At 71.3% G+C, this 17,602-nt stretch carries 14 protein-coding genes and 1 pseudogene; 8 read left to right on the top strand and 7 right to left on the bottom strand.

Annotated features, from left to right (window positions below):
- Nucleotides 1-18: 18 nt before the first annotated feature.
- Nucleotides 19-558: a GNAT family N-acetyltransferase gene (locus ABEE00_RS31345; RefSeq protein ID WP_451918705.1), complete on the bottom strand. Its 540-nt coding sequence runs from the start codon at nt 556-558 to the stop codon at nt 19-21.
- A gap of 119 nt (nt 559-677) precedes the next feature.
- Entirely contained in the window at nt 678-3,059 is a 2,382-nt protein-coding gene (locus ABEE00_RS31340) for a hypothetical protein (RefSeq protein ID WP_345749138.1), read from the bottom strand.
- Between the two features lie 214 nt (nt 3,060-3,273).
- Between ABEE00_RS31340 and ABEE00_RS31335 the strand changes: the two genes are divergently transcribed.
- Nucleotides 3,274-3,981: a DUF6333 family protein gene (locus ABEE00_RS31335; protein ID WP_345749137.1), complete on the top strand. Its 708-nt coding sequence runs from the start codon at nt 3,274-3,276 to the stop codon at nt 3,979-3,981.
- On the opposite strand, the gene ABEE00_RS31330 is transcribed toward ABEE00_RS31335, so the two are convergent.
- On the bottom strand, nt 3,982-4,407 hold the full coding sequence (locus ABEE00_RS31330) for an ATP-binding protein (protein ID WP_345749136.1): 426 nt from the start codon (nt 4,405-4,407) through the stop codon (nt 3,982-3,984).
- A 135-nt stretch (nt 4,408-4,542) separates the two neighbouring features.
- Between ABEE00_RS31330 and ABEE00_RS31325 the strand changes: the two are divergent.
- Both ABEE00_RS31325 and ABEE00_RS31320 read left to right on the top strand, forming a co-directional pair.
- Nucleotides 4,543-5,372 (top strand): annotated as a pseudogene (locus tag ABEE00_RS31325) (helix-turn-helix domain-containing protein).
- Nucleotides 5,369-5,695, top strand: a complete 327-nt coding sequence (locus tag ABEE00_RS31320; protein ID WP_345749135.1) for a DUF397 domain-containing protein — start codon at nt 5,369-5,371, stop codon at nt 5,693-5,695. Before ABEE00_RS31325 ends, ABEE00_RS31320 begins: the two are co-directional and overlap by 4 nt.
- Here ABEE00_RS31320 and ABEE00_RS31315 read toward each other — a convergent pair.
- On the bottom strand, nt 5,615-6,622 hold the full coding sequence (locus tag ABEE00_RS31315) for a LysR family transcriptional regulator (protein WP_345749134.1): 1,008 nt from the start codon (nt 6,620-6,622) through the stop codon (nt 5,615-5,617). The genes ABEE00_RS31320 and ABEE00_RS31315 overlap by 81 nt on opposite strands.
- Before the next feature lie 201 nt (nt 6,623-6,823).
- Between ABEE00_RS31315 and snpA the strand changes: the two genes are divergently transcribed.
- Both snpA and ABEE00_RS31305 read left to right on the top strand, forming a co-directional pair.
- Nucleotides 6,824-7,537 (top strand): snapalysin, encoded by a 714-nt coding sequence (gene snpA / locus ABEE00_RS31310; RefSeq protein ID WP_345749133.1) that lies wholly within the window; start codon nt 6,824-6,826, stop codon nt 7,535-7,537.
- Nucleotides 7,538-7,769: 232 nt separating this feature from the next.
- Nucleotides 7,770-8,468 (top strand): snapalysin family zinc-dependent metalloprotease, encoded by a 699-nt coding sequence (locus ABEE00_RS31305; protein WP_345749132.1) that lies wholly within the window; start codon nt 7,770-7,772, stop codon nt 8,466-8,468.
- A 123-nt stretch (nt 8,469-8,591) separates the two neighbouring features.
- Here ABEE00_RS31305 and pepN read toward each other — a convergent pair whose 3' ends face one another.
- Nucleotides 8,592-11,183 carry an aminopeptidase N gene (pepN, locus tag ABEE00_RS31300; RefSeq protein ID WP_345749131.1) on the bottom strand — a complete coding sequence of 864 codons (2,592 nt, stop codon included), beginning with the start codon at nt 11,181-11,183 and terminating at the stop codon, nt 8,592-8,594.
- A gap of 342 nt (nt 11,184-11,525) precedes the next feature.
- On the opposite strand from pepN, the gene ABEE00_RS31295 reads away from it, so the two are divergent.
- Nucleotides 11,526-13,277 carry a TIGR03767 family metallophosphoesterase gene (locus ABEE00_RS31295; protein ID WP_345749130.1) on the top strand — a complete coding sequence of 584 codons (1,752 nt, stop codon included), beginning with the start codon at nt 11,526-11,528 and terminating at the stop codon, nt 13,275-13,277.
- 33 nt (nt 13,278-13,310) lie between these two features.
- On the opposite strand, the gene ABEE00_RS31290 is transcribed toward ABEE00_RS31295, so the two are convergent.
- Entirely contained in the window at nt 13,311-14,207 is an 897-nt protein-coding gene (locus tag ABEE00_RS31290) for a LysR family transcriptional regulator (RefSeq protein ID WP_345749129.1), read from the bottom strand.
- Nucleotides 14,208-14,281: 74 nt separating this feature from the next.
- On the opposite strand from ABEE00_RS31290, the gene ABEE00_RS31285 reads away from it, so the two are divergent.
- Together ABEE00_RS31285 and ABEE00_RS31280 are read left to right on the top strand one after the other, a co-directional pair.
- Nucleotides 14,282-15,292, top strand: coding sequence for a DMT family transporter (locus ABEE00_RS31285; RefSeq protein WP_345749128.1), 1,011 nt, complete (start codon nt 14,282-14,284; stop codon nt 15,290-15,292).
- Nucleotides 15,293-15,301: 9 nt separating this feature from the next.
- Complete coding sequence (locus tag ABEE00_RS31280) at nt 15,302-16,435, top strand: serine hydrolase domain-containing protein (RefSeq protein ID WP_345749127.1); 1,134 nt, start codon at nt 15,302-15,304, stop codon at nt 16,433-16,435.
- Between the two features lie 23 nt (nt 16,436-16,458).
- Here ABEE00_RS31280 and ABEE00_RS31275 read toward each other — a convergent pair whose 3' ends face one another.
- Entirely contained in the window at nt 16,459-17,496 is a 1,038-nt protein-coding gene (locus ABEE00_RS31275; protein WP_345749126.1) for a hypothetical protein, read from the bottom strand.
- Nucleotides 17,497-17,602: the final 106 nt, after the last annotated feature.

Genomic DNA, 17,602 nt, shown 5'->3' with positions numbered 1-17,602 from the left:
GGGCTCATCACACCTCGCTCACCACACGTCGCCGTTGCGGAAGTCGCAGGCCAGCGGGCCCTCCGGCACGAGGCCCGGCGCGACCGGCAGGACGAAGACCTCCTCGTCGGTGGCTTCGGGCCCGTCCGGCATGAGGGCGGAGTTCGGGCCGCTCCAGCGCTGCCAGCCGCGGCCGAGATAGAAGTCGATGGCCTCCTCGGAGGCGCAGAGCGCCCCGAGTTCGTATCCGCCGCGCACGAGGCGCTCGACCTCGGCCATCAGCGCGGCGCCGATGCCGCGCCCCTGGAGGTCGTCGCGTACGCCGACGGCCTCGACGTACCCGGTGCGCAGGGCGCGTCCGCGGGTGGTCAACCGCCGCTGTACGACGGCGGCGTGGCCGACGAGCGCGTCGCCCTGCCACGCCAGCACGTGCATGCCGCCCAGCGCGTGGTCCCAGTCGTCGTCGCTGAACCCGCCCTCGAACACGTCGTCCAGCAGCGACCGCGCGGCCTTCAGCACGGCGGCGTCGAGGTCGGCGGTGTGGGCGCTGCGGATCCGGATTTCCGTCATGTGCGGCATCCTGGCATCCGCTCCACCGGCCCGCACCGGGCTTTTCTCGCCGGTGCCGTGTCAACGACGGCCCCGCACCCCGGAGTTCCGAGGGTGCGGGGCCGCGTTCGTACGGTCGCGTCGGGCTTCTACTGGCGGGCGCCCGCCGTCCGGCGCCGCTTCCACCAGACCAGGCCGCCGCCGGCCGCCGCGAGAGTGGCCGCGATCGCGGAGATCAGCCCGACCGGCGCGTGCGAGCCGGTGTCGGCCAGGTCGCCGCCCGGGTCCTCGGGACCGCCGGGACCGTGCGGCGCGGGCTGCGGGCTCCCGGTCGCCGGAGGCGTCGGGTCCGGCTTGCCCGGGTGGTCCGTGGGCTTGTCGGTGGGCTTGTCCGAGGGCCCGTCGGTGGGCTGGTCGTCCGGTGCGCTCGGCGTCGGGGTGGGCGTGGGCTTCGGGTCTCCCCCGTTGTCGTCGCCGCCGTCACCGCCCCCGTCGTCGCCACCGCCTCCGGTGTCCTTCTGCGCGGTGTTGCCGCCCAGCAGCAGGAGGTTGGCGTCGTCGTCCTTGGTGTTGTCGGTGAGGGTGCGGACCGAGGTCTGCGTCTCGCGCGGGAGATAGCGGTGCTCGGCCTTGAACCGCAGCGAGTTCATGTTCCGCTTCGGCTGCTTGGAGAAGTCGACGCCGCCGACGCTGTACGTGTACGGGCCGCCCCCGGCGTCGTGCTCCCAGTGTGCCTCGCCGTTCCGCAGGGACTTGAGATAGGTCCGGTAGACCTGCTCCCTCGTCCAGTCCTGGTGCGGGGCGCGCAGCGGCCAGGCGCTGACGTCATTGCTGTTGATGATCTTGCGGTAGTCGGTCGGCGAGGCCGCGTCCTGCTTGCGGATGAACTCGGCGGCGACGCGCGCGGTGTAGACCCTGCGCAGGTCCGCGTAGCGCGGGTCGTTGTTCACCCGCTTCTCCACCTCGGGCGTGATCAGGGTGTTGAGCTTGTCCTCGGTGCGCCGCTTCTCCGCCTCGTCGAAGTCGCAGGTGTAGGTGCCCGGCATGTTGTCGAACTTCATGTACTGGGTCTTCACCTTGAGCGGGGTGTCGAGGATGTGGATCCCGCCGTTCTCCTCGCGGACCACGGCGGTGTCCGGCTCGATCCAGTTCCGCACCGGGAACCAGCACGGCTGGCCCTTGTCGTTGCGCGGCAGGGACTTCCAGTACGCGTCCGCCTCGGGCCGCTTGTTGGGGTTGAGCGCGTCGGCGTAGTCCTTCTTGAGCTCCATGTCGGATTCGAGCAGGACCCGGCCGGCGTCGGTCTTCCCGAACCGCGCGTCCATGATCTTGTCCGGCTGGTCCGGGTTGAGGTTCACCCAGAACTTGTCGGGCGTCAGCGCGAGCCAGGTGAAGAAGGCGTCGTTGAGCAGCCGCGACTTGGCCTGCCCGCCCCATCCGGACTGCTCCGTGGGGTCCTCCTTGGCGGAGAAGCTGTAGTCGAGCCCCTTGCCCTTCTGCGGCTTGCCGACGTACCGCAGCTCCAGGGTCGAGAAGTCCACGCCGCCGGGGCCCTTGGGCTGGAGCCTGCGGGGATCGGCCGCGTTCTTGCGGTCGAGGAACTCCTTCATCTGCTTCGGGTTCGGCCGCGATTCGCGGATCAGGTCCGAGGCGCCGCCGCCGACCGTCCCCTTGCTGCCGGGCGGCTGCATGGTGTTGGAGGTGTAGCGCACGCCGCCGGTCGGAGCCTTCTCAATCTTGCGCGTGCGGTAGTTGTACTCGGTGACCCTGTTGCCGCCCGCGTTCCGCCTGAGCTCGGCCAGGTGGTCGCGCGCCGGCTTCTCCTGCTTCTCGGCGAACACGTACTTCAGGCTCTTGTCGCGGTGCTTGGGGTCCTTCGACCAGGCGATGTCACCGGGTACCTGCTTGGGGTCCGGGTGGCCGTTGGACTTGATCTCCAGCATCTGCCCCGTACGCCGGTTGTAGGCGTCCATCTGGCGCCGCTCGGTGCGCCCGGTGTCGGGGTCGCGGAAGTCGAACTCCTTCTGGCAGATCCAGTCGTCGCCGACCAGGCCGTGGTCCTTGATGACCTTCTTCTCGAACGCCTTGCCGCGCGGGGTGTTCCCGGCGTTCTTGATCAGCCGGATGTCCCGCCAGTACGTGAAGTCGCCCCAGGCGTTGGGGTTCTTCTTCCTGGCCTGGAGCCACGTCCAGTAGACGCGGTCGACGGGCTTGGACTTCGGCGGCTGCTTCTCCAGGTTCTCCAGCCGCTTCACGTCGTCGGCCGAGGGCGCCTGGAGGCCGTCCCACTTCTTGCCCGGGTTCTCGTACTCGTACGTGTCCCAGCGGGACTTGGCGCGCGAGGCGTCGAACTCGGGGAGCTGGGCGATCGCGTCGAGGTCGTCGGCGAGCTTGTAGTAGTCGCGGCACGGCACGCCGGGGTTCGGCGGCCTGGGCGCGGCTCCGGCCTGGTCGGTCAGCGCCGGCAGTCCGGTGAACGCGAGGCACGCGGCGGCTGCTGCGGCGGCCGCCGCGGCCAGGCGCGCCCTCACGCGGGAACGTATGGGTCTCAACTGTCCTGTCCCTTGTCCATGGGGGCATGCGAGACAGATGCGGCAGTGGGCCCCCGTGACATGACACTGCCAAGTGAGCAGAGTAGTTCCTCAACTCGCGCCTCATGACCGGTTGTTGGCCACTCGCGTCCCAATCGTTGTCCAGCCGTCGGGCGCCCCGCCGTTGTCAGTGGGCTCGCCTAGGCTCGGACGCATGAGCCTCGACCTCGCCCTCGCCTGCACCCACAGCGTCACGCGAATCACCCGCGTGCACCCGCCGCCACCGGCCCACGTCACGCCCCGGACCGTCGGCGGCGTCCCCGCGCACGACTCGGCTCGCGCGCGAGAGGTGATAGGCGAACTCTCCACTGTCTCCGCGGTGTTGGAAGAGTTGCCGCAGGTCGCGCGGGGTGATCTGGGTTCTCCTTCGGAGCCCGGGGATCTGGATTGCGTCGCCGTCGGGTGCTGGGGCGGGGTCGTGCAGATCCACGACCCCGCGTTCGGGGAGGACGGGACCGCGTCGTTCAACCTCGACCCGGTCTTCGACGCGCAGGTCAAGGCGCATCCCGAGGCGCGGATAACGGCCGCGTGCGAGATGGACTTCTCCCTTACGTACGCGAAGTACCTCGCGCATGTCCCCGGCGCGCCGCCGGTGAGCGTGGAGGGCTGGGACGAGATGACGGTCGCGGGCGATCCGGCGGAGGCGCTGCGGGCGTGCGGCGACGATCCCGCGCGGCCTCGTGTCGACTTCGACTTCGACTTCGCCGATCCGGACCGTCTGGACTGGAGCGCGTATCTCGACCTGATCGCCTGCGGCCTGCATCTCCCGCTCGCGGACGAGCCGTTGGAGGTCTCGGTCTTCCGGGTGTCCCGACCCGAGGACATACGGGAGAACCTGGAGGAGGTGTGGCTTCCGGAGTGATCACGCCTGTGCCACGGGTGTGGACACCTCAGCCCACACGGTCTTGCCCGGTGCGCCGGGTCCAGCGGACGTCACGGCCCAGCGGCACGCGAGCCGGGAGACCAGGAGCAGCCCGCGGCCCGACTCCGCGTCCGGCCCGCCGTCCCTGCGTACGGGGGTCGACTCGCCCCGTGTGTCGGTGACTTCGACGCGTACGGTGCCGGGTTGCGCCGCGAGGGCGAGGCGGAAGTCGCGGCCTCGTACGTGGCCGTGGCGTACGGCGTTGGCGGCGAGCTCGCCGGCGATGAGGGTGGCCGTGTCGTGGGTGTCCGAGCCGTAGGGGTGCCCCCACTCGGCCAGCCGCTGGGCCACGAGCCGCCGCGCGAGGCGCGCGCCGCGCGGGGTGGACGTGAAGCGCATGGAGAAGCGCCGCGTTTCTGTGGTCACGGCCACGAGCCTGACCTGCGGTCCCTACGCTGACCAGCAGGGTCCGGGGTACGGAGTGGAGCTGTACCGGTACGACGGGTGTGCTGGCCGGAGTGTCGGTCGTTACCTCGCCGTGGGGGTACGACCGCCCAGCGAGTGGAGGAACTCGTGGCACACGTCGAGGATGGAACATCCGGCACCTTCTTGCGGTGCTTCGGACGCCAAGTGAAGTTGCTGCGCGAGCGGCTGGGCTGGACCCAGGCGCACCTGGGTTCCCAAATCGGCTACAGCGCCGACTTGGTGGCTTCGGTGGAACGCGGACGCAGGATCGCCAAGCCAGAAATGATCGAGGCCTTGGATCGCGTGTTGGGGGCGAACGGCGTCCTCATCGCGATGAAGGAGGAGGTAGCGCGGGCGCGCTACCCCGCGTTCTTCCGCGATGTGGTGAAGATCGAGGCGTCAGCAGTCGAGCTGCATTCCTACGACACCCTCGTGGTGAAAGGGCTGTTGCAGACCGAGGAGTACGCCCGGGCGCTCCTCGGCATGGCCCGCCCGTTGCCGAGCGACGAGGTGGTCGAAGAACGGCTGTCTGCTCGCATGGAGCGGCAAAGCATCTTCACCAGGCGCCCTGCCCCAACGTTGAGCTTCGTCATTGACGAGTCCGTCCTGAGGCGGCCACTCGGCGGGCCCCACGTGCTGCGAGGCCAGTTGGAGCATCTGCTCCTCGTGGGCGGCAACCCCAACGTGGAGATCCAGGTCGTACCACTGGCTCTGGAGGACAACGCAGGCATGGGCGGCCCGTTCAGTCTGCTCAGCCCGAAAGGGGCGACCAGGTCGCTTACATGGAGGGCCAAGGCCGCAGTACAACGGTCACGGCACGAGAAGAGGTCCGCTCCATCGCCAACCGATACGGCATCATCCGCGCACAGGCGCTCACCCCACGTGAGTCGCTGGGCTTCATCGAGCAGTTGCTGGGAGAGCTATGAACGCCGAAGACACCACGCACGCTCACAAACTGACCTGGTTCAAGAGCAGCTACAGCGGCCCGGAAGGCGGCGACTGCGTAGAAGCCGCCTTCGACTGGCACAAGAGCACGCGCAGCGGGTCCGAAGGCGGGCAGTGCCTCGAAGCCTCGTACGCGGGCTGGCAGAAGAGCTCGCACAGCAGCGGCGAAGGCGGCGAGTGCGTGGAGGTCGCCCCACGCGAACGCCTCATCCACGTGCGGGACTCAAAGAAGCACGCGGGGGCCGTGCTCTCGTTCGGGGCCCCGCAGTGGGGGACCTTCGTGGAGTTCGTTCGTCAGGCGTGAGGCGCGCCACGCGCGATAGTGCTCCGCCTCCCCGGCGACCTCCTCGTACGCCGCGCTGAGGTCGGCGAGGAGCGCGGGCACGTCCAGGTCGGCTCCCGCCCTGGTGACCAGAAGAAGGCGCACGGCCAGCGGGTCTCCGCGCAAAGGCCGGACGGTCATCCCGGGGCGGGGCCGCGACGTGGGCTGGCACGGCGTGACCACTTCGCCGCCCGCGACGAGGTCGCCCGCGGCGAGATAGTCGCCGAACACCACACGCGGCGACAGCCCCGCCTCGGCGAACACCCGGCGCAGTCCCGCCCAGTCGCCGTCCACCGCGGGGTCCACCATCCACCGCTCGGAGGCGAGTTCGCGCAGCGTGACCTCGCTGTGCGCGGCCGCGGGGTGGTGCGCGGGCAGCCCGACGAACTGCGGCTCCCGGTCGAGTAACACGTGCACCGCGAGCCCCTCGGGGTAGCACAGCGGCGCGCCCTCCACCTCGTGCACGAACACCGCATCCAACTGCCCCGCCGCGACCATCCGCAGCAGCGTGTTGGCCGACACGTCCATGTGGATGGTGGTGTCCGTGTCGGGCAGGCGCCCCCGTACGCGGCGGAGCCATCCGGAGACCGCGCGGCTCCCCGTACTCCCGATGCGCAGCCGCGGACCGTCGCAGCTCGACCGCCCCGCCGCCTCTCGCGCCTCACTGACCAGGGCGGACATCTCGGCCACTATCGGCCGCGCACGGCTCAGCACGGAGCGGCCCAGCGGCGTGGGCCGGCTTCCGGTGCGCTCGCGCGAGAAGAGCTGGCCGCCGACGGTCTGCTCGATCCGGCGGAGCTGGGTGGTCAACGAGGGCTGCGTCATGCCCAGTTGGCGGGCCGCCTTGTGCACGCTGCCGGTGTCGGCAATCGCGCACAAAGCGCGGAGGTGCCTGACTTCGAGCTCCACGTTTGCGGAGCTTAGCGGGGCGTGAGCATGCCAGCCAGACCTGTGACGCGCCGTTCATGCACCGATGCACCACCGATGCGCCGATGCCGGAGAGCGGTGATATGTCCAGTGCTATCGGGAGATGGCATCATTCCGCCGTCGCTATGGGGGCGAACAGACTGCGGCCTCAGCACAGCCACACCGGATGTGAGGAGACCCCCCATGCGATCCACGCGACACCCGCACCACCGCGGACGCGCCCTCTCCAGGGCCTCGGCCGTCGGGCTCACGGCGGCGCTCGGTCTGGGAGCGCTGGCCGCGTTACCGGCGCAGTCGGCCCCCGTACAGGAGACGGCCGCCGCCAAGTCCCCGGCAGCGGCGGCCGGTTACACCCCCGGCGCCTTCCGCGGCGAGGACTCCGCGCAGAACCGCGCGTTCTTCGAGGCGGTCATGAAGGACGCGGCGAAGAAGCAGGCGGCCAAGCCGGGCATCCAGGTCGTGACGGTCAGATACAGCACGGCCGGCGCGCCCTCGTTCCGCCAGCAGATCGCCAACAGCACGGCCGTGTGGAACAGCTCGGTGCAGAACGTGAAGCTCCAGGAGGGCAGCGGCGCCAGCTTCTCCTACCGCGAGGGCAACGACCCGCGCGGCTCGTACGCTTCGACCGACGGGCACGGCCGCGGCTACATCTTCCTGGACTACCGGCAGAACCAGCAGTACAGCTCCAACCGCGTGGTCGCACACGAGACCGGGCACGTCCTCGGCCTCCCCGACCACTACTCGGGCCCGTGCTCCGAGCTGATGTCGGGCGGCGGCCCCGGCCCCTCCTGCACCAACGACCGCCCGAACGCCACCGAGCGCTCCCGCGTGAACCAGCTATGGCGCAACGGCTTCGCCCAGCTCTTCGCGCAGAAGGCGGCGTTCGGAGCGAAGTGAGCCGCGCGGTGAACCGCGCAGTGAGCCACGCAGCGCGCCGCGACGGGCACCGCTGAGTGAGCAGGTCGTGAACCGATGGCCCGGGAGGCGATAGCCCCGGGCTATCGGCACTTGCCATCATCACGCGCCCCATGGGCCTCGCCCAGACTCTCCGTCAGCAGGCGTGCACCGGCGGCCCCCTCCCCCACGACCGTGGTGGCTGCCGGTGCCCTGAATGAAGGAGAACCCCCACATGCGACACCAGAGTTATCGCAAGTCGGCCCTCGCCGGCGCCTCGGCGCTCGGGCTCGCCGCGGCCCTGGGTCTCGGTGCGCTCGGCTCCGTACCGACCGCGCACGGCGAAGGCAGCCAGGCCGCCGCCTCCCCGGCGAGAGCCGCGCAGGCGCACGCGCTCGGCTTCGTGCAGGGCGGTCACGGCGGCTACAAGGGCGAGGACCGCAAGGCGACGAAGGCGTTCATGGACGCCATCCGCGCCGAGGTGGCCAAGCAGCAGGCCGCGCATCCCGGCATCCAGCAGGTGACGGTCAACTACGACCCGAGCAAGGCGCCGAAGTTCAAGAGCCAGATAGCCAACGCCGCGTCCGTGTGGAACGGGGCGCAGAAGAACGTGCAGCTCAAGGAGGGCAGCGGCGGCTTCGAGTACCGCGAGGGCGACGACCCGCGCGGCTCGTACGCCTCGACCGACGGACACGGCAAGGGTTTCGTGTTCCTCGACTACAAGCAGAACGAGGAGTACGACTCGAACCGCGTGGTCGCCCACGAGACCGGACACGTCCTCGGGCTCCCGGACCACTACGAGGGCCCCTGCGAGGAACTGATGTCCGGCGGCGGCCCCGGCCCCTCCTGCAAGAACGACCAGCCCAACGCGGCCGAGAAGCAGAAGGTCGACGAACTGTGGGCCAACGGCTACGCCCCCACCACCCGCCCCTAGCCCCCACCTCTAGCTGACCGCCCCCCACCGGTCAGCTCTCCTCCTCAGTCGTGAGCCGGGTGCGCCCCGGACCCCCGTTTTCGCGTGGTTGCGCGGGGGTCCGGGGCGCGGTCGTGCGCGGGGTCAGGCGCGCTCGGCGTCCGCCCGCTGGGCCTTCAGCGCGCGCTCGACGCCCGCGCGGGACTCCGTCACCAGGCGGCGCAGGGCCGGGGTCGGTTCGCTGGTGCTCAGCCAGGTGTCGGTTGCCGAGAGCGTGGACGGGCTCACCTGGAGGGTCGGGTAGAGGCCCACGGCGATCTGCTGGGCCATCTCGTGGCTGCGCTGGTCCCAGATGGACTTGACCACCTGGAAGTACTTCTCGCTGTAGGGGGCGAGGAGTTCGCGCTGGTCGGTCTGGAGGAAACCGCCGATGACCGCCTCCTGCACCGCGTTGGGGAGGGAGTCGGACTCCACGACCCGGGACCACGCCTCGGCCTTCGCCTCTGCGGTGGGCCGCGCGGCCAGCGCCATCTCCGCGTACCGCTCGCCCGCCGCCGTGTTGTCCCGCTCCCGCTCGGCCGCGATCTCCGCCTCGCCCGCGCGCCCGGTCGCGGCGAGCCGCTGGAGGAACGCCCAGCGGAGCTCGGTGTCGACGACGAGACCATCCACGGCCTGGGTGCCGTCCAACAGGGCCTGGAGCAGGTCCAGTTGGTCGGACGTACGGGCCGTGGCAGCGAAGGCGCGGGCCCACGCGAGCTGGTGGTCGCTGCCGGGCTCGGCGGCGCGGAGCTGCTCCAGCGTCGCCTCCGACCAGCGGCGCAGTCCCTCCTCGCGCCACTCGGGCGCCGCGTACAGGTCGAGCGCGAGCTTCACCTGCCGCTGGAGCGTCTGCACGACGCCGATGTCGGACTCCTTGGTGATGCCGGAGAGCACCAGGTCCAGGTAGTCGCGGGTGGCGAGCTCCGCGTCGCGGGTCATGTCCCACGCGGAGGCCCAGCACAGCGCGCGCGGCAGCGACTCGGTGAAGTCGCCGAGGTGCTGGGTGACGGTGGCCAGCGACTCCGCGTCGAGGCGGACCTTCGCGTACGAGAGGTCGTCGTCGTTGAGGAGCAGGACGGCCGGGCGCCGGCGGCCCACGAGCTGCGGGACCTCGGTGAGTTCGCCGTCCACGTCGAGTTCGACGCGGTCCTTGCGCACCAGCTTGCCGGACTCCAGCTCGTACACCCCAATCGCGATGCGGTGCGGACGCAGAGTGGGCTCGCCCGTCGCGCCCTCGGGGAGCGCCGGGGCCTCCTGGCGGATGGTGAAGGAGGTGATCACGCCGGTGTCGTCGGTGGCGATCTCGGGGCGCAGGACGTTGATGCCCGCGGTCTGGAGCCACGCCTTCGACCAGGCGGTCAGGTCGCGCCCGCTGGTCTCCTCCAGCGCGCCGAGCAGGTCGGTGAGGCGCGTGTTGCCCCACTCGTGGCGCTTGAAGTACCGCTGCACGCCCTGGAAGAACTCGTCCATGCCGACGTACGCGACCAGTTGCTTCAAAACGGACGCACCCTTGGCGTAGGTGATCCCGTCGAAGTTGACCAGGACGTCGTCCAGGTCGCGGATCTCCGCCATGATCGGGTGGGTGGAGGGGAGCTGGTCCTGGCGGTAGGCCCAGGTCTTCATCTGGTTGGCGAAGCTGGTCCAGGAGTGCGGCCAGCGGCTGCCGGGCGCGTGTGCCTGGCACGCGATGGAGGTGTACGTGGCGAACGACTCGTTCAGCCACAGGTCGTTCCACCACTCCATGGTCACCAGGTCGCCGAACCACATGTGCGCGAGCTCGTGCAGGATGGTCTCGGCCCGGCCCTCGTACGCCGCGTCGGTGACCTTGGAGCGGAAGACGTACTGGTCGCGGATGGTGACCGCACCGGCGTTCTCCATCGCGCCCGCGTTGAACTCCGGCACGAAGAGCTGGTCGTACTTGGCGAAGGGGTACGGGTAGTCGAACTTCTCCTGGAACCAGTCGAAGCCCTGCCGTGTCACGTCGAAGATGTGGTCCGCGTCCAGGTACTCGGCCAGCGAGGGGCGGCAGTAGATGCCGAGCGGCACCGTGCGCTGCTCCCCGTTCACCGTGCCCTGCCAGGTGCTGTGCACCGCGTGGTACGGGCCGGCGATCAGCGCGGTGATGTAGCTGGAGATGCGCGGCGTCGGCTCGAAGCTCCAGACCACCGCGCCGGACTCGGCCTTCGGCTCGGGCGTGGGCGAGTTGGAGATCACCGACCAGCCCTCGGGCGCCTTCACGGTGAAGCGGAAGCTCGCCTTGAGGTCCGGCTGCTCGAAGCTGGCGAACACCCGCCGCGCGTCCGGCACCTCGAACTGGGTGTAGAGATACGCCTGCTCGTCCACCGGGTCGACGAAGCGGTGCAGGCCCTCGCCGGTGTTGGTGTACGCGCAGTCGGCGGTCACGGTCAGCGCGTTGCGGCCCTGGCGGAGACCCGACAGCGCGATCCGCGAGTCGGCGAAGACGACGCCGGGGTCCAGCGCCTCGCCGTTCAGCACGACCCCGTGCACCTCGGGCGCCACCAGGTCGATGAAGGTCTCGGCGCCCGCCTCGGCCGACTCGAAGCGGACCGTGGTCACCGAGCGGAAGGTGCCGCCCTCCTGCGCCCCGCTGAGGTCCAGCTCGATGTCGTAGGAGTCCACGGTGAGCAGCCGTGCCCGCTCCTGGGCCTCGTCGCGCGTCAGATTCGTGCCAGGCACCTGGTATCTCCCATTCGTGGCCGGAGTGTGATGCGTACCTCCGCCATCCTTCCACTCGCGTCCGGGTGCGCGCCGCTGGCCCCCTTCATGGTGAATGTCCTGAACACTACACATTCTCGGCTTACTTCCGCCTTCTCCTGATCGCCCGCTCCGATGAACGGTTTTCGGCGTGCGGCGTTCCTGCGTCGTTCAGCCGCAGGTCATTCCCGCTGCCAAGCATCCGGTTGGAGGGGGCATCTTCTCCGCCCCGGGCAACGGGCCCGGGGCGGCCGCCCCTTCCGCCCGCCCGTACCGCGTCCGTACCGCTCGCACTCGCACCGCTTCGCACTCGGGGAGCCGCAGATGTTCCGCAGCAGCAGCCCGCACGGCCCGGCCGGATCCCACTCGCCGCACGACGACCGCACACCGGACCGCCGCACCGTGCTGGCCACCGCCGCGCTGGGGGCGGCCGCCGGGCTCGGCGCGGGGCTCGGCCTCAGCGGGGACACCGCGGCCGCCGGGCCCACCGGGCGGCCGCGCACCGCCACCGCCTCGCACGTGCTCTCCGGGCGTGCACCGGTGCGCGCGCCCTCGGCCGAGGGCACCACGCTGGACTCCGTCGCGCTGCCGGGCCAGGCGGGCCCCGGCGGCTACCGGCGGCTGACCGCCTCGCCCGGCTGGAAGCGCCTGGTGCGCACCAAGCTGGCCGACCCGAAGTCGAGCGAGGACAAGCGGGCGGAGAAGCGCACCCCGCTGGCCTCCTTCGTGCAGCTCACCGACCTGCATCTGGTCGATGTGCAGCACCCGTTGCGCTACGAGTACCTGCGCACCGAGACGCCCAGCGCCTGGCGCCCGCACGAGACCCTCTCGGTGGCCGGCGCGGTCGCGCTGATCGAGCGCGTCAACAGACTCAAGGGCGGCCCGGCCACCGGGGCGCCGCTCTCGTTCGTGATCACCACGGGGGACAACACCGACAACAACTGCACGGCGGAGCTGGAGTGGTTCCTGACCGTGATGAGCGGGGGCCGCATCACGCCCAACACCGGCGACCCGAAGGGGTACGAGGGCGTGCAGAACAGCGACTCCAAGCTGTACTGGCACCCGGACTCCGCGCTGCGCGACCGCGACAAGCAGGCGGGCTACCCGCGCGTCAAGGGCCTGCTGGAGGCGGCGCTGCGCGAGGTCAACAGCCCGGGCCTGGGCCTGCCCTGGTACTCCACGGTGGGCAACCACGACGCGCTGCCCGGCGGCTGTTTCGCCACGGGCGACGACTTCTTCACCGACTTCGCGCTCGGCGGCCGCAAGATGATCGAGCTGGACGACTCCTCCGACGCCAAGAAGCTGTGGGCGACCATCGAGGACGGCAGCGACCCCAGCGGCGAGAACTTCCGCGAGCTGCTCAAGTCCCGCCGCGGGACGATGCGCCGGGTCACCCCCGACGAGAAGCGCCGGCCCTTCACCCGCACCGAGTACGTGCGCAAGCACCTGGACCCGCGGTGGGCCGGCGCGGGGCCCGTGGGCCACGGGTACGGGCAGCAGCACCTGGACGGGGGCAAGCTCTACTACAGCTTCGAGGTGTCCGAGGACGTCGCGGGCATCAGCCTGGACACGACCCGCAAGGACGGGAACTTCAAGGGCCGCGTCGGCACCGAGCAACTGGGCTGGCTGGAGCGGGAGCTGAAGAGGCACCGCAAGGACGGCAAGTACGTGATCGTCTTCAGCCACCACACGAGCACCACCACCCCGGAGGGCGGCGACGAGGTGGTCGCGCTGCTCAACAAGCACCCGCACGCGGTGGCCTGGATCAACGGGCACACGCACAAGAACACCATCCGCGCGCAGGACACCTTCTGGGAGGTGTCCACCGCCTCGCACATCGACTTCCCGCAGCTCGCGCGGGTGGTGGAGCTGACCGACAACCAGGACGGCACGCTCTCCCTCTTCACCACCCTCATCGAGTCGGCGGCCCCGGCCGAGACCGACTACACCGACCTCTCGCAGACCGGACTCGCCTCCCTCTACCGGGAGCTGGGCTTCAACGACCCCGGCAAGCGGCCAGGCCTGATGGGCGACGCCAACGACCGCAACACGGAGCTGCTGCTGCGCAAGCCGTGAGCCCTCCCTCAGGCCCGGGCCGCTCCCCCCCCCTCAGGCCCGGGCCGCGCTCTCGGTCAGCGCGTCCACGCACGCCCGCACCGAGGGGCTCTCCGCGCCGGCGCGCCAGGCCGCGTACACCTCGCGGCGCAGCGGCGGGTCCGTCGGCACGAAGCGGACGCCGGGCGGCGCGGGCCGCTGCCCCATCTCCGGTACGAGGGCAGCCGCCAGGCCCTGTGCGACCAGGGCGAGCTGGGTGGCGAACTCCGTGACCGTGTAGCGGACTTCGGGCTCGCCACCCGCCGCGCGCACCGCCTGTACCAGCGCCTCGTACGGTTCGGTGCCGGCCGGGCAGCTCGTCCACAGCACCCCGTCCAGCGCGCCCAGCTCCACGGAGTCCGCGTCCGCGAGCGGGTGGTGTGCGCTGAGCGCCGCGTGCACCGGCTCGTCGGCGAGCGGGCTGAGCACCAGGCCCTCGGGGAGCGGCATCGGGCGGTTGGTCCAGCTCTCGATGATCAGCAGGTCGAGCTCGCCGCTGAGCAGCCGCGGCAACAGGTCCACGACCTCGCCGTCCACCAGGGTCGGGATCAGCCGGGGGTGCGCCGCGGTGAGCCCGGCCAGCGCGTACGGGAGCAGCGCGCGCAGCGGACTGCCCACGCCGCCCAGGCGCAGCGGGCCCAGGATCTCCTCGCCCAGGTCGGCGAGGTCGGACTCGGCGGCCCGCGCCTCGGCGACGACCCGCGCGGCGTGCTCGGCCAGCACCCGGCCCGCGTGGGTGAGCCGGACGCTGCGGCCGTGCGGCGTGGTGAGCCGGTGCCCCGACTCGCGCTCCAGCCTGGCGAGCTGCTGGGAGACGCCGGAGGGGGTGATGTGCAGGGCACGGGCCGCGCGGGCGAGCGAGCCGTGCACCGCGACGGCGTCCAGGACGCGAAGGCGTTCGAGATGCAACACACAAGTGATGCTAATGAATACCCCCCATAAATGGTCGCTTTTGGTTGTTGGTGGATGCAGGCAGGCTGAGCTGCATGGACACCCCCGCGCAGCCCGGAAAGGCCACCGAGACCCCGTACGAGGCCCCGTACAGCCCCGATCCCGAGGCCGGAGCAGACGCCGCGCCTCCCCGTACGGAAGCCCCCGGCGAGGAAGCCCCGCGCTCCCAGCCCCTCGGCCCCGCCCTGATGGTCGTGCTGGGCTCCGCCTGCACCTCCTCCTCCGGCGGTCTGATCAAGCTCTCCGGGGTGAGCGCGGGCACCGCGGCCTTCTACCGGTGCGTCATCGCGCTCCTGGTCCTCGCCCCGCTCGCCTACCGGGAGATACGCCGCAGGGGCGCGCGGCCGCCGCGGCTCCAACTCATCGACCTGGCGGCCGGGTTGCTGCTCGGCGTGGACTTCGTGTGCTGGGCGCAGAGCATCGACGCGCTCGGCGCCTCCATCGCCACGGTGCTGCTCAACATCCAGCTCGTGGTCTTCCCCCTGCTGGCCAGGCTGCTGTCCGGCACGGCGCTGTCCCGCGGCTACTGGGTGACCGTCCCGTTCATGCTGTTGGGCGTCGCGCTGGCGGGCGGCGCGATCGGCGATCCGCAGCCGGGCAGCGACCCGGGCGCCGGCGTGCTGTACGGGACGGCGGCGGGCGTGGCCTTCGCCGGGTACCTGTTCCTGATCCGGCTCGGCGGCGAGGTGCGCGGCCCCGGCAAGGGGCGGCCCATCCAGCCGGTGTGCGTGTCCACTGCCGGCGCCGCCGTGTCGGCCGCCGTGCTGGGTTCGCTGTGGACCGGGCTCGACTTCGCGCCCGCCGCCTCCGCCTGGGGGTGGCTGGTGCCGATGGCGCTCTTCGGGCAGGTGCTGGCCTGGCTGTTCATCAACCCCGCGCTGCCCAGGCTCAGTCCGTCGGCCGGGTCCGCGCTGCTGCTCCTCCAGCCCGTGCTGGCCATGCTGTTCGGCATCGGTTTTCTCGGGGAACGCCCCGGACTCACCCAGTACGCCGGGTGCGCCCTGGTCGTGCTCGTCGTGTGGCGCGCGGGACGTGCTGATCGCTAGGGTCCCCGCATGCCCGCTCGCCCCACCGTCGTCGCCCTGGTGGTCACGGTGCTCGTCGGTGTGGCGATAAGTTCCGTTTCCGCCGATGACCGGGGGCATCCGGCGACCCAGGCGGCGATGGACATGGCCGTCGAACAGGACGGTGTGCCGGGCGTTCTGGGACGTGCGCAGGACGAGAGCGGAGGCTGGACCGGCGCCTCGGGGGTCGCCGACCGGCGCACCGAGCGGCCGCGTGCCTCACGCGACAGATTCCGGATCGGCTCGCTCACCAAGCCGTTCGTGGCCGTCGTACTCCTCCAGCTGGAGGCCGAGCACCGCATCCGGCTCGACGATCCCGTGGAGCGCTGGCTGCCGGGCGAGGTGCGCGGGCGCGGCAACGACGGGCGGCGGATCACGGTGCGCCAGCTCCTCGGGCACACCAGCGGCGTCTTCGACTACACCCTGGACCCGGGCATCCAACGCGCGTACACCGGGACCGCGTTCATGTCCCACCGCTTCAGCCCGCACTCCCCCGGCGGGCTGGTGCGCACGGCCCTCGGCCATCCGCCGGACTTCGCGCCGGGCCGGGGGTGGCACTACTCCAACACCAACTACGTACTCGCCGGGATGATCATCCAGCGGGTCACCGGGCGGCCGTACGGCGAGGAGATCGAGCGCCGCGTCGTGCGGCCGCTCAGGCTGCGCGACACCTCACTGCCCGGCCGCTCGCCGCGCATACCGCGCCCCAGCGGCCGCGCGTATTCGACGCTGTTCGGCACGGGCGGGAACAAGAAGAACGAGAAGGTGTACGACGTCACCGCCATGAACCCCTCGGTGGCCGGCGCCTCCGGCGAGATGGTGTCCAGCACCGGCGACCTGGTGCGGTTCTTCCGCGCGCTGGCGCGCGGAAGGCTGCTGCCGGAGCGGGAGTTCGCGCAGATGCGGCGCACGGTTCCCGCCGAGGGCGGCGAGGGCTACGGGCTCGGGCTCAGCGAACGGAAGCTGCCCTGCGGCGTGACGGTGCTCGGGCACGAGGGGACGATCCTGGGCTCCCGCTCGGTCGCGGTCACGACGCCGGACGGCGCGCACGCCGCGGCCTTCAACGTCAACGGCGACTGGGCGGGCGACACGCGCACGATGGTCGACGCGGAGTTCTGCGGGTAGCTCCCCGGCGGGCCCGCGCGCCCTCACCGGGGCAGCACCACGACGTACTCGGCCGGTTCGCGGTCCTGCGCCGCCATCAGGGCCGTGCGCACCACGGCCGCCTGCTGCTCGGCCGACTCGCGCAGCTTGCGCGGGGTCAGGTGCACCACGGTGAGCCCGAGGCCCTCCAGCGCCTCCCGCTTGCGCGTGTACTCCGACCACCGCTCGTCGCCCGGGCCGGGCGAGGTGCGGGTGTCCAGCTCCAGGGCCACCGCGTGGTCGGGCCAGTACGCGTCGACGCCGCCCAGCGGGGGGCCGCCGGGGAGCCGCAGGTCCACGTTCCAGCACGGGTCGGGCAGGCCGTACCGCAGCACCATCTCGTACAGCGCGCCCTCGGCCAGTGCCCTGCTCTCCGCGATCAGGCCCTCCACGGCATCCACCACGTGCGGGACCGTGAGCAGCCGCGCCTGGTTCAACTCCCGCACGATCGCGTGCGCTTCGCAGTGGCCGCCGCGCACGGCCTCGGTGAGCATCCTGCGCACCGTGACGGGGTCGGAGCACTCGCCCGCCGCGTCGGCCAGCGCGCGTTCCACCGGCGCCACCGGGAGCCCGGTGACCTCTTGGGGGCTGGGCAGCACGTGGCCGCGCACGACCCGCGCGCAGCCGACCGAGCGCAGTCGCCTCGTACGCGGCACCAGCACGTCGATCTCGTCGAGCGAGCGCAGCGGGGGTACGGAGGCGAAGCCGTGCAGGTTCAGCGCGGCCCGGCCGGTGATCATCGCTTCGCGGCGGGGTGCGGGGCCCGGCAGACGGCCGCCGGGCCCCGCCTGTTCGGGGATCAACTGCCGCCCCGCGTAGAGGAGTACGGCGCGAAGGCGCTCCTCGCTGGTGGGTGGGCCTGGGTGCAGCAGGTACACGCCGGGCAGCAGCATCTGCCAGGGGCCGCCGGGGCGGCAGCGCGCGTTGGCCTCGGCAGCGGACACTCCGTGCTCGCGCAGCGCGCGACTGCTGAGCACGCGCTGCCGCGCGGCGTCGGAGAGCTCGCTGAGGGGGCGGGGGGAGGTACGGGGATTGTGCGTCATGCGGGGCGGATTCCCTCCCCCACCCACCCACCCAACCTCTGTTACGCGCTCGTCGCCGAACCAGGACAACTCCGCACTAAAGTACGGGAGTTCGACTGCCGAGTAG

The sequence above is a fragment of the Streptomyces odontomachicola genome, assembly GCF_039605595.1.
Lineage (GTDB): Bacteria > Actinomycetota > Actinomycetes > Streptomycetales > Streptomycetaceae > Streptomyces.
This window is presented reverse-complemented; position numbering and strand designations above follow the sequence as displayed.